Consider the following 11,980-nt stretch of genomic DNA (forward strand, 5'->3'; position numbering starts at 1 on the left):
GCAGCAGGGGCTCTCAATGTTTTATGTCCTGCTCATATCGTCTCTGCTGGCAGCTTGGAACAGTCCTTAAAGCCCGCATCAATCAACTGCGGAAAGCGCATCCCAGAATGAGCGTCCAACATGGGACATAGTTTCCCTTGAGGGCCTCAACGGGAAAATGCATCCCGGAATTTGGCCGAAAAGCGGGATGTTGTTTCCCAAACGGACCGCTAGCGGAAAGCGCATCTCACCATTGAGTTCCAAAGTGGGATGCGCTTTCCGTACCGGCGGTTCCTGGCAATCTGGGACTACTCATTTAAGTCTGTCCCCAATGACTAGTAGTAGGCCCACATGGCTTCGATTTCGTTGAGGACCTCCACCACGCCCCAGCGGCGGGCGCTGCGGCTGGCCGAGTTGGGGTCGTAGACGCCAATCTGGTTGGCATCGTCGATGCCGTAGAGCACGATGTAGTGGCCTACGTTGGTAAACGTACCGGGGCGCACTGCGGCGATGACGGGCGCACCCGAGCGAAGTGCTTGGGTAATCGATTCGCGATTGTTATAGAGCTGTGTTCCGTTGAGCCCCAGCTGCCACGCACCGCCTGTCATAAACGACCACTCGGTGGCACCAGTGGGGGCGTAGTTGCCGGCTTCGGCCAGTGCGCATATATCGACCGGCGTCTTATCGGTATGGCCGGTCTTAAAGATATAGACCATGGTGAGGCAAGTGGGACCGCAAGCGTTTTCGCGAATAGTGCCACCGGCATAGGGCAGCTCCGACCATGCGGGGTCAATTTGGTAGATGTGGGGCATGGTGCCGGCCTGCCACTGCGAGCGTGGGGTCGAGAACGCAAAGGAGTAACCGGGTGCGACGGGAGCTTTAAGCAGCTTGTCCTCGGCAGTGGGCTCGAGACCGGCTGATCCGTGAGAGATACAGGATCCCAAAAACACAAAGACGAGGCAGGCGGCGATGGAGCAAAACGCAAGGCGTAGGCGGCGGGCCGGAAGCGCGTGACTTGTGGTGTGCGACGCGGGGCGAGGGGCGGAATTGCCGCGATCGCGTTGAGGTCGCGAAAAGGAGCGCTTAACGTAGTAGTCGGTCTTACGGCGATCGTAGCGGCGTGGCTGCGATGTGTCGGTCTGGCGTTGGCGTGTGCTCGTACTCATTCGGTCTGACTGCTGCACGGTACGGCTTTGTTGCCGCGAAGAAGCCCCGAGTTGCTCTTGGGGGCGCTGCGGGTTGCCGTTGTCGGAGGTGCTTCTGGGCGTTGGCGTGGTGCGGCCGGCAAGGCGCACGCTTTGTGGCCGTTGGTCGCCGTCATTGTATCCGTATGCCATTCGAATCACCTTGCCTCATGTGTAACTTGTCTATCCTACATAAAAAGATGCACGACACATGGGTATGTGCGCCAAAAGCCTGACAAATGGTATGAACGTTGTCGCGCCGCGCGCCAAGCGTCACGGCAACAGGTATTCAAAAGCAGGCAAGATGAAAGCGTCCAAGACGAATGACGTCTCCCGCCGTTCGTCCCAAAAACGGTGCCGCTCGTTTTGCAGTTCTGCCTTCGGTCGAGCTGCGAGCGGCGCTGCTGCGCCAAGGCCGTATTGTAAAGCCACGAAATAAAAGCGCGCGGCAAAACAGACCGTGCAAGGGGTGACGTCAAAGAGGCGTCAATAAGGAAAGGAGGGGAACAATGGCGGACAAGAACGCAGAAGTTGCAGTCGAAGGTAACGGTGGCATGAAGAAAACGCTCTCGCTCTGGAACTTCTTCACCATCGGTTTCGGTGCCATCATCGGTACCGGTTGGGTTCTGCAGGTCGGCGACTGGATGGTCGTGGGCGGCGGTCCCGTTCCCGCTATGATCGCATTCCTCTTGGGTGCAATCTTTCTCGTGCCCGTCGGAGCTGTTTTCGGTGAGCTCACGGCTGCTATCCCCATCTCGGGCGGCATCGTCGAGTATGTCGATCGTAGCTTTGGCCGTACGATGAGCTACATCACCGGCTGGCTCCTGGCCCTGGGCAACGGCATCCTGTGCCCGTGGGAGGCCATCGCCATCTCGACCCTCGTGTCCGAGATGTTCGGCAGCCTGCCCGGCCTTGAGTGGCTGCGCGCCGTCAAGCTCTACACCATCCTGGGCGCCGACGTTTACCTGTTCCCGACGCTGATCGCGCTCGGCTTTGCAACCTACGTCATCTTCCTCAACTTCCGCGGTGCCAGCTCGGCCGCCAAGCTGCAGGCCTTCCTGACCAAGGCCCTGCTCTGCGGCATGCTGCTCGCCATGGGCGTCTCGCTGTTCACCGGCTCGCCTGACAACGCCATGCCCGTGTTCTCCCAGGTCACCGGTGCTGGCGGCGGCAAGCCTGCTACCGAGGGCACCAGCCTGTTCGCCGGTATCGTTTCGGTCCTGGTTCTGACCCCGTTCTTCTACGCCGGCTTCGACACCATTCCTCAGCAGGCTGAGGAAGCAGCCGAGGGCCTCAACTGGAACAAGTTCGGTAAGATCATCTCCCTGGCCCTGCTGGCCGCCGGCGGCTTCTACATGGTCTGCATCTACTCGTTCGGCACCATCCTCGACTGGCATGAGTTTGTTAAGAGCCCGGTTCCCGCGCTTGCCTGCCTCAAGGGCATCAACATGCTCCTGTACCTGGCCATGCTCGTCATCGCCACGCTTGGACCCATGGGCCCGATGAACTCCTTCTACGGTGCCACGAGCCGCATCATGCTCGCCATGGGCCGAAAGGGCCAGCTGCCCGAGAAGTTCGCCGAGGTCGATCCCAAGTCCGGCGCTCCCAAGCTCGCCTGCGTCGTTCTGGGCGTCATCACCGTCGTCGGTCCGTTCCTGGGCAAGAACATGCTCATCCCTCTGACCAACGTGTCGGCTCTCGCCTTCATCTTCTCCTGCGGCATGGTCGCCCTCGCTTGCCTGCGCATGCGCTTCACCGAGCCCGACCTGCCTCGTCCCTACGAGGTGCCCGGCGGCAAGTTTGGCATCAGCCTCGCTATCGTTGCCTGCGGCACCATCATTGGCCTGCTCGTGATCCCGTTCTCTCCCGCCTCCCTCAACATGGTGGAGTGGAGCATCGTGATCGGCTGGCTGGCTGTTGGTCTGGCCCTCATGGCCTTCACCAATTCCCGCAAAAAATAACGCCGAGCCGGGGCGGATCGGGTGCGCGGAGCCCTCTCTTCCGCGCACCGAACCCGGCGCCACTTGGGTAGTTTTGTGAGGCCTTAACCCAACGCGGCCTCGCCCACTATATGGATCCATAAGGAGGAACCATGTCCACTAAGTATGCAATCGTTGGCGGCAAGCTCATCGACGGTACCGGTGCCGAGCCGGTCGAGAACTCCCTCGTTCTCGTCGACGACAATGGCAAGATCGAGTACGCCGGCACTATGCAGGACCTTCCCGAGGGCGTTGAGGTTATCGACGCCGCCGGCAAGACCGTCCTTCCCGGCCTGATCGACACCCACCTGCATTTCTCGGGCAACCTGACCGACGATGACACCGACTGGGTCATGCAGCCGCTCCTCGAGAAGCAGGCCGTCGCCGTCAAGCAGGCCTACGACTGCCTCACCCACGGTCTCACCACCGTCTGCGAGATCGGCCGCTTTGGTATCCAGATCCGCGACTGCATCGACAAGGGCGTCTTCAAGGGCCCGCGCGTTCTGGCCACTGGCCTCGGCTTCTGCCGCGTTGCCGGCCACGGTGACTCCCACCACTGCAGCCAGCAGCTCAACAAGGAATCCCACCCCTGGGGCGACCAGGTCGACGGTCCTTGGGATCTGCGCAAGGCCGTCCGCCGTCGCCTGCGCGAGAACCCCGATGCCATCAAGATCTGGGCTACCGGTGGCGGCATCTGGCGCTGGGACTCCGGTCGCGACCAGCACTATTGCTCCGAGGAGATCCAGGCCGTGGTCGAAGAGGCAAAGATGGTCGGCATCCCCGTGTGGAGTCACTGCTACAACAACCACGCCGCTGCCTACGATTCCGTTCGCTTTGGCTGCGAGCAACTGATCCACGGCTTCGATATCGATGAGCGCACCATGGACCTCATGGCCGAGCAGGGCACCTTCTTCACCCCGACGATCGCCTTCCTGCCCACCTGGTACGCCACCTATCCGCCCGTCTACGTCCCCGAGCTGCACGACAAGTACGAGGGCACCCTGGTCGAGAAGGAGCTGCAGCGCAACTACGACTGCCTGCGCGAGGCCAAGAAGCGCGGCGTCGTCATGACGATCGGCTCCGACTCCTTCTCTTTCGTCACCCCGTACGGCACCTGCTCCATCGAGGAGATGTACGAGTTCGTCGACAAGATCGGCTTCACTCCGGTCGAGACCATCACCTGCGCCACCCTCAACGGTGCCAAGATGTGCCACATCGAGGACGAGACCGGTTCCATCGAGGCCGGCAAGTGCGCCGACCTGCTGGTCGTCAACGGTGACGTCGCCGCTGACATTCACGTGCTCAACACCGACAACATGGACGTCATCATGAAGGACGGCTGGATCGTCGAGGCTGGCACCTTTGGCGAGGCCAACAAATACAGTGCCTAAGATACCGTTTGTCGATGGCTGGATGTAAAACACAGTTTTTGATTGCATAATGCAATGGAGAGGGTCGCTTGCGGCCCTCTTTATTGCTATGGGTGCGGTAGATAAAAGGGGATGACGGTGGATTTAAACAGGCTGATTCTGGGCAAGAGCTACAACTCTACCAAGGTCTTTCGTACGGCCCAGCATGTGGTCCAGGCCATCCTGCTCGGTGTTGTCGTTCCGGCGCTTATCCTGTTGCTTATCTGGGATTTGACCGATAATCCCAACCCCGTCCCGGGCGTTGTCGTCATTGCCGGCTTGGTCATGCTGTGCTTCTTCTTCTCGTACGTCTTTGTCGTTCCCGACGACCTCACGTCGAGCGCTACCGACCGCACACTCGCCATCGCATCGAAAATATTCGCCTATACGTCGCGAGGCCTTACGCCCGAAGCGGCCCTGGGCGCTTCCAAAATCATCCTTTCCGAGACCATCGCCTCGGCCATCTGCTTTACCGACGGCAAGCAGGTGCTGGCGAGCTGGGGCGAGGATTCGGCAAAATGCCCCGCGGGCACTCCGGTTGTGCTGCGGACTACGCTCAACGTGATCAACAGCGGTGAGCAAAGCGTATTTTCGCGCGATGCCTCGACTGAGACGGGTGGCTACTTTCCGCGCCTGCGCGCCGGTATCGTCGCACCGCTCACCGTGCGCGGGCATTGCGTGGGCACGCTCGAGCTGTATTATCCCCGTCTGAGCAGCATCGATATGCGCCAGACGGCGCTTGCCTCGGGCTTTGCCGACCTCATTTCCACGCAGCTTGCGAGCTTTGAGCTCGAGCGCCAGGACGAGCTTACAGCTCGCGTGGAGCTGCGCGCCTTGCAATCGCAGGTCGATCCTCATTTTCTGTTTAACACCATCAGCACCATCGTGTCGCTCGTGCGTACCGAGCCGGACAAGGCCAGGTCGCTGCTCATCGACTTTTCCAATTACTACCGTCAGACACTGTCCGATTCCGATACCCTCACAACGCTCGAGCACGAGGTGGAACAGGGCACTCGTTACATCAACCTTATGCAGGCCCGGTATGGCGACGGCCGTCTGCGCGTCTCGGTCGATATCGACTTTGAGGTGCGCGACAGCATGGTGCCGCCGTTTATCTTGCAGCCGCTGCTCGAAAACTGCATCAAGCATGCGCAGCGCGAGACCGAGCCGCTTTCTATTCGTGTTAGGGCTTTTGAGACCGATGACGGTCTGGAGATCATCGTCGAAGATGACGGCATCGGTATGAGCGAAGAAGTCTGCGCGCACCTGTTTGAGCAGCATCGCCGAGAGGGGCCCGAGAGCATTACCGCCGACGGCTCCATCAAGCGAGGCTGCGGCCTGGCGCTCTTCAACGTGCTTCAGCGCATCCATTTCTTTTACGGGGAAGATTCTGGCATGCGCGTGAAGTCCCAGGAGGGCGTGGGAACGCAGGTCATCGTCGAGCTGAACGGCGAGCCGCATGAGCCGGCGCCGATGAAGGTGTAGCGCGCGGTTGGATTGAGAGAAAAAAAAAGAGGGGAAGCGCATATGTCCGAGGGATGGAACATCTTGGTGGTTGATGACGAGCCTCCTATTAGGGCTGAGCTACGTTATCTGCTGGAAAAGGATGCACGTGTGGGACAGATTGCCGAGGCGGGCAATGTCACCGAGGCCGTGGAGTCGATTCTGTCGAACAAGCCCGACGTGCTGTTTTTGGATATCACGATGCCCGGCCGCTCGGGAATCGAGCTTGCCGAGACGCTGCAGAACCTAAAAACGCCGCCGGTCGTGGTGTTTGTGACGGCATTTGCCGAGTATGCGGCCGATGCCTATAACCTCGATGCCGTTGATTACGTCGTCAAGCCGGTCGAGGATGCCCGCCTGTCAAAGGCGCTCGATAAGATCGAGGCCGCCCTGGGCGTTCGTCGTGTCGTCCATGCTCCGCGCCAGCCCTTGCGCCTGACGGTGGATCGCGGGGGCAAAAAGGTGTTCATCCCCGTGGCGGATGTCTGCTACTTTGAGGCGCGTGCCGATTTTTGCAACGCCGTCTGCGCCGAGGGAACATATCTGATCAATGAGTCGATCTCTTCGCTCGAACGTCGCTTGGGCTCCGAGGGCTTTATTCGCGTTCATCGCAGCTATCTGGTCAATTTGGAAGACGTGCACAATGTTGAGATTGGCTCTACGGGGTTGATGGAGCTCAGGCTCGACCGCGTGAGCTCGACGGTACCGGTGTCCCGTCGTCGTGCCGCCGAGGTCAAGTCGCACCTGGGGCTTGCGTAAGAGGCTTGCGTGCCGTCGTTTACCATCGCAGGTTTGGCATGGGCGCGCGGTGGGCATAATGGGTGGCATCGAATGAAATCGAAAGGATCATTATGCCCGCGCTTATCACCCATCATCTGTTTGGCGAGGAAAGCATCGACCGTCTTCCGCAGGGCGTCATTACGTCCGATGAAGAGCGCATTGCCTTTATCTTGGGCAACCAAGGTCCCGACCCGTTTTTCTTTCACATTCTGACACCGCGTGTTTCCGACTGTACACTGCTGGCGCAGGTCATGCATCGCTCACGCATGTCTCGCCAGTTCGCGTGCCTGCGCGACGGCGTGTCGCATCTGCTGCCGCGCGACGCCAGCTTGGGTCGCGCCTTTGCGCTGGGTCTGCTGTCTCATTACGTGCTCGACCGCAACGCCCACCCCTTTGTCTATGAGCAGCAGTTTGGCATCGTGGAGTCCGATTCAGAGCTTGAGGATTCGAGCAGTCAGGTCCATGCTGTGATCGAGAGCGACTTGGATGTACTGATGCTGCAGCTTAAACGCGATGGCGCTACGGTCGACGATTACCCGCCGGCGGGCGAGATCGTCACCACCGATCGCATCAATCGCGTGGCCGGCGTGCTGATGAGCTATGTTGCCGGACGCGTGTACGGCATCGATATCCCGGCGGGGGAGTACGGTGCTGCCGTTGCCAATATGCAGCGACTTTACCGTGCGATTGAGCCGGCCGGCTCCGTAAAGACGCGCGCGATCTCGCTTGTTGAGGGCTTGGTGCACGACTACTCGCTGCTCGACGGCCTTGCCCATCGCGTGACGACGGAGCTGCCCGAGCGCACTGGCAATCTGGGCCATCTGACATGGAAGAATCCCTTTACCGATGAGGTCTCGAACGAGAGCTTCCCCGAGGTCTTTGACCGCGCGCTGCTCGATTACGAGTGCACGGTTGCCCGCTTTATCGAGACCGGCGATATGGAAGCCGTGACCAACCATGTCAATTACAGCGGTCGCGTGCTCAATGCCGATGAGGAGTTCGACCGCGAGGAATAGGGCTCATGCGTGCCCCTTTGCCGAATCCTTACCGGTGCTTCTGGACAATTGGGGTACGATGAACTAACTGCATATCGGGCAAATACGAAGGGTCCCTGTCCATGAAATACACCAAGCTCGAGCGTAACTGGGTTATGTACGATGTGGGCAATTCGGCCCTCGTGCTGCTCAATACCTCGGTGGTGCCCATTTACTTTAACGCCATCAATACCGGCGCTTCCTCGGCCGACCTGGTGGTCGCTTGGGGCAATGCGCAGACGATCGCCTCGCTGGTCATCGCCATGCTCATGCCCATTCTGGGCGCACTTGCCGACTACGCCGGCAACAAGATCAAGTTCTTCTTGGGCTTCTTCCTCACGGGCCTGGTGCTTTGCCTGGCGCAGGCTATCCCAATGTCCGCCATGGCATTTTTGACCGTGTACGTGCTGTGCACCATCGGCCTTAACTCTTCTATGACGTTCTACGACGCCATGCTGCCTGACATTACCACCGACGAGCGCATGGACGCCGTGTCCAGCTCGGGTTATGCCTGGGGCTACATCGGTTCCACCGTGCCGTTCGTCATCTGCCTGGCGCTCATCATGGGTGGCCCCGCTCTTGGCATCCCCACCATGCTGGCAACGCGTCTGTCGTTTATCATCACTGGTGCCTGGTGGCTCATCTTTACCCTGCCGCTCATTCGCACCTATAAGCAAAAGTACGGTCGCGAGCGCGGTCCCGAGGACACCATCGGCCACATCGTGGGCGGTGTGTTCTCCGAGGTCGGACACACCATGCGCGAGATTGCCCACAATAAGACCGTGCTGGTCTACATGATCGCGTTCTTCTTCTATATCGACGGTGTGCACACGGTCATTTCCATGGCCACCAGTTACGGATCGGCCTTGGGCATCGATTCGACGCAGCTGGTGCTGGCGCTGCTCGTTACGCAGTTCGTGGCCTTTCCGTCCGCCATCATCTACGGCAAGCTCGCCGGACGCGTGGGCACGCTCAACATGATCCTGGTGGCGGTCGCCGCCTACATGGGGATTGTGCTGTTCGCCGCGTTCTTCCTAAAGACCGCCTTTGAATTCTGGGTGCTTGCCATTATGGTCGGCCTGTTCCAGGGCGGTGTGCAGGCGCTCAGCCGTAGCTACTTTGGCCGCATTATCCCCAAGGAAAAGTCCAACGAGTACTACGGCTTCTTTGACATCTTTGGTCGTTATGCAAGCGTTATGGGCACCTTCCTGGTGTCGGTCGTCACCTCGCTGACCGGCAACCCGTCGCTGGGCGTCCTTTCCATTGGCGTGCTGCTGGTCGTTGGCTTTATGCTACTGGTCCGCCTGTCCCGCATGACTCGGGCGGCAGAGCATGCCGCATAGGAGCGAGCGGCTATTGTGCCTGTCCACGGTACTCTTTTGGGGTTATCCGCAATAAACATTGCGACTTGCGAGCAATGATTTGCCCAAGTGGGTATGATGGAGTCAGCTAGGTCGCGGGGCGTCGCCTGTGTTTGGCGGCGTCCCGTTTTTGTGTTGCAGGGAGGGTAAGGCATGAACGCCACGGTCGTGATTCCAACGTATTGGGCGGGCGATGACGCTTGCGCAAACGCCCCTGGCACCTATGACCATTCGACGCGACTCAACGCCGACAATCCCGAACTCGACCGCTGCCTGGCCTCGCTTGAGCAGGTGTGCGACATCCCGCGCATCATCCTTTTGGTGGTCTGTCCTGTTTCTGCCACAGCCGATGTGTCGCTGCGCGTGCACGAGATTGTCGACGCGCATCCCACGCTCAAGGTCACCGTTGTCACCAACACCCAGGCCTCGCGCATCGCAGACCGGGTTGCTCAGATCGCGCCCAAGGGTTCGGGCGAGTGCGTGAGCCTGCGAGGCTACGGTGCCATCCGCAACATGGGGCTAGCCTGTGCCGCTGTGCTGGGGCATGACGCGGTTATCTTTTTGGATGACGATGAGACTGTCATCGACGCCGACTTTATGAAGCGCGCGACCTATGCGTTGGGGCAGCAGACGCGTCAGGGCTTGCCGATCTTGGTCAAGAGCGGCTATTTCTACGATCGCGACGGCTCGCCGCTGGCTCCCACGGACAAGGCGGGCATCTGCCATCGTTGGTGGACCAAGCGCATCGAGTTCAACCGTTGGATGAAAAAGGCGCTCTCGGGCACCCGCATCTCGCGCTCCAACTACGTGTGCGGCGGCCTGATGGCCCTGCACGCCCGCGCCTTTACGCGTGTGGCCTTTGACCCGTTTATCACCCGCGGCGAGGACTTGGATTACCTCTTTAACATGCGTATGTTTGGCTACGACGTGTGGTTTGATAACGAGTGGACCGTGCGCCATCTGCCTCCGGAGTCCGAAAAGCGCTCACCGCGCTTTATGCAGGATGTATACCGTTGGTACTACGAACGGGCCAAGTTGACGTTCGCCGCGCATCAAAAGGAGCTCATCCCCGTTACGGCGGCATCGCTCATGCCCTACCCGGGCCCGTGGATTTCGCGCGAGCTCGACGACCGCGTGCGCAAGACCGCTATGGTCCGCAGCGTGTTTACCCGCGAGCATGAGGGCTACCTGCGCATTTGGCGCCATGGTATCGGCGAGGCAAAGGCCTATGCGCGCCAAAACGCTGCAAGCTACCTGCGTTTCCAGAGCTTTTGGCCCAAGATCATGGACGGGCTTTGGCGTGACGCACAACTGATCAGTATCCTGGAGGGGGCCGAATGATCGACCGCCGCGCCCAGCGCGATAGTTCAATATCAATCTTTCGCATCATTGCCGTTGCATGCGCCATTTGCGTGCTGGTGTACTTTATTTTTGCCTTGGTGACCGGTATCGAGCCGATCGCCACGGTGATTGCCTGCGCGCTGCTGTGCATCTTTCTGTGCATCTTTATCTTTTTGACGCTCAATCCCGATTCGGTGCGCTCCCAGTACACCGAGGAGACGCTCTCGGTGGCCTCGGCCATGCTCGAGGACATTAAGGGCGGTCTGACGCAGGAGTCGGCGCGTTTGGTGTGCCGGCGCATTTTGCCCGAGACGCGCGCCATGACGGTGGCCATCACCGACGAGGACAACGTGCTTGCCTGCGCGGGCGAGTTTGAGGAAAAACTGCTGCCCGATACTCCCATCCACACGCTTGCCACACGCTACGTTATCGAACATGGCATCGTGCAGTCGTTCAACCGTATGGTGGATGTCGTGGGCTCGGACGGCTCGCACAACCAAGTTCCCGCCGGCATTATCGCCCCCATCAAGGTGGGCGATCGTACCGTCGGCACGCTCAAGTTCTACTACAAGACCCCGCGCGCCGTCGACCGTACCCAGTATGCGCTTGCCTCGGGCTTTGCCGAGATCTTGTCCACGCAGCTCGCCATCCACGAGCTCGAGGTGCAAAAGGAACTCACGGCGCGCGCCGAGGTGCGTGCGCTGCAGGCGCAGATTAACCCGCACTTCCTGTTCAACACGCTGAACACCATTGCATCGTTTACGCGCACCGACCCGCTGCGGGCCCGCGAACTGCTTCGTGAGTTCTCATCGTTCTATCGTGCTACACTCGACAACTCGGGATCGCTTATTCCGGTCTCGCGCGAGGTCGCACAGACCAAGCGCTACCTTACCTTTGAGAAGGCCCGCTTTGGCGAGGACCGCGTGCTTGCGACGTTCGATGTGTCCGAGGACGTGGAAGATACGCTGGTGCCGGCGTTCGTGATCCAGCCGATTGTCGAGAACGCCGTACGTCATGGTATGGGCGATGACGACGCCCTGAGGATCGACGTGACCGTTCACCAAGACGGCGAGGATGCAATCTTGATTGCCGTGGCCGATAATGGCGTGGGCATGGATGAGGGTACCGCCGCCAGACTGTTTGACGAGCGCTCTGCCCGTCCCGACGCCAGCTCTCCCCAGGGTGGCGGCGCCGGTGTGGCCATGCACAATATTTCGGAGCGCATCCATCGCTTTTATGGGCCGCACTCCTATACGCGTGTCGAATCGGCGCCGGGCAAGGGCACCAAAGTGCTCCTTCATCTTGATTTGTCAGAGAGCATCTTTGACATTCAAGAGTAAAATAAAAGGCTACGGGCTCAACGTCATGCGACGGATGCCCGGCGTAGTTAGTTGACGAAAGGTTTTATCC

At 59.8% G+C, this 11,980-nt stretch carries 9 protein-coding genes; 8 read left to right on the plus strand and 1 reads right to left on the minus strand.

Annotation, left to right across the window (positions count from 1 at the left end):
* Positions 1–314: 314 nt before the first annotated feature.
* Positions 315–1,145 (minus strand): C39 family peptidase, encoded by an 831-nt coding sequence (locus DXD48_RS10280; protein WP_233514984.1) that lies wholly within the window; start codon positions 1,143–1,145, stop codon positions 315–317.
* 527 nt (positions 1,146–1,672) lie between these two features.
* Between DXD48_RS10280 and DXD48_RS09205 the strand changes: the two genes are divergently transcribed.
* The 8 genes from DXD48_RS09205 (at position 1,673) to DXD48_RS09240 (ending at position 11,910) form a co-directional block, all read left to right on the plus strand.
* Positions 1,673–3,124 carry an APC family permease gene (locus DXD48_RS09205; RefSeq protein ID WP_117564944.1) on the plus strand — a complete coding sequence of 484 codons (1,452 nt, stop codon included), beginning with the start codon at positions 1,673–1,675 and terminating at the stop codon, positions 3,122–3,124.
* Between the two features lie 131 nt (positions 3,125–3,255).
* The gene (locus tag DXD48_RS09210; RefSeq protein WP_117564945.1) at positions 3,256–4,533 is read left to right on the plus strand and encodes an amidohydrolase family protein; all 1,278 of its coding nucleotides are present in this window, start codon (positions 3,256–3,258) and stop codon (positions 4,531–4,533) included.
* Between the two features lie 117 nt (positions 4,534–4,650).
* Positions 4,651–6,036, plus strand: coding sequence for a sensor histidine kinase (locus DXD48_RS09215; RefSeq protein ID WP_233514985.1), 1,386 nt, complete (start codon positions 4,651–4,653; stop codon positions 6,034–6,036).
* Between the two features lie 42 nt (positions 6,037–6,078).
* Entirely contained in the window at positions 6,079–6,813 is a 735-nt protein-coding gene (locus tag DXD48_RS09220) for a LytTR family DNA-binding domain-containing protein (RefSeq protein WP_117564947.1), read from the plus strand.
* Between the two features lie 92 nt (positions 6,814–6,905).
* Complete coding sequence (locus tag DXD48_RS09225; protein WP_117564948.1) at positions 6,906–7,850, plus strand: zinc dependent phospholipase C family protein; 945 nt, start codon at positions 6,906–6,908, stop codon at positions 7,848–7,850.
* A 101-nt stretch (positions 7,851–7,951) separates the two neighbouring features.
* On the plus strand, positions 7,952–9,211 hold the full coding sequence (locus DXD48_RS09230) for an MFS transporter (RefSeq protein WP_055252086.1): 1,260 nt from the start codon (positions 7,952–7,954) through the stop codon (positions 9,209–9,211).
* A gap of 171 nt (positions 9,212–9,382) precedes the next feature.
* Positions 9,383–10,570 carry a glycosyltransferase gene (locus DXD48_RS09235; RefSeq protein WP_117564949.1) on the plus strand — a complete coding sequence of 396 codons (1,188 nt, stop codon included), beginning with the start codon at positions 9,383–9,385 and terminating at the stop codon, positions 10,568–10,570.
* On the plus strand, positions 10,567–11,910 hold the full coding sequence (locus tag DXD48_RS09240) for a histidine kinase (protein ID WP_006235157.1): 1,344 nt from the start codon (positions 10,567–10,569) through the stop codon (positions 11,908–11,910). The genes DXD48_RS09235 and DXD48_RS09240 overlap by 4 nt, the downstream gene beginning before the upstream one ends.
* The last annotated feature ends 70 nt before the right edge of the window (positions 11,911–11,980 follow it).

It is taken from the genome of Collinsella sp. TM05-37 (genome assembly GCF_003436455.1).
Taxonomy (GTDB): domain Bacteria; phylum Actinomycetota; class Coriobacteriia; order Coriobacteriales; family Coriobacteriaceae; genus Collinsella.

Coding starts and splice junctions, on each gene's coding strand:
- DXD48_RS10280 (WP_233514984.1), bottom strand. CDS start 1,145: ATGAGTACGAGCACACGCCAACGCCAGACCGACACATCGCAGCCACGC.
- DXD48_RS09205 (WP_117564944.1), top strand. CDS start 1,673: ATGGCGGACAAGAACGCAGAAGTTGCAGTCGAAGGTAACGGTGGCATG.
- DXD48_RS09210 (WP_117564945.1), top strand. CDS start 3,256: ATGTCCACTAAGTATGCAATCGTTGGCGGCAAGCTCATCGACGGTACC.
- DXD48_RS09220 (WP_117564947.1), top strand. CDS start 6,079: ATGTCCGAGGGATGGAACATCTTGGTGGTTGATGACGAGCCTCCTATT.
- DXD48_RS09225 (WP_117564948.1), top strand. CDS start 6,906: ATGCCCGCGCTTATCACCCATCATCTGTTTGGCGAGGAAAGCATCGAC.
- DXD48_RS09230 (WP_055252086.1), top strand. CDS start 7,952: ATGAAATACACCAAGCTCGAGCGTAACTGGGTTATGTACGATGTGGGC.
- DXD48_RS09235 (WP_117564949.1), top strand. CDS start 9,383: ATGAACGCCACGGTCGTGATTCCAACGTATTGGGCGGGCGATGACGCT.
- DXD48_RS09240 (WP_006235157.1), top strand. CDS start 10,567: ATGATCGACCGCCGCGCCCAGCGCGATAGTTCAATATCAATCTTTCGC.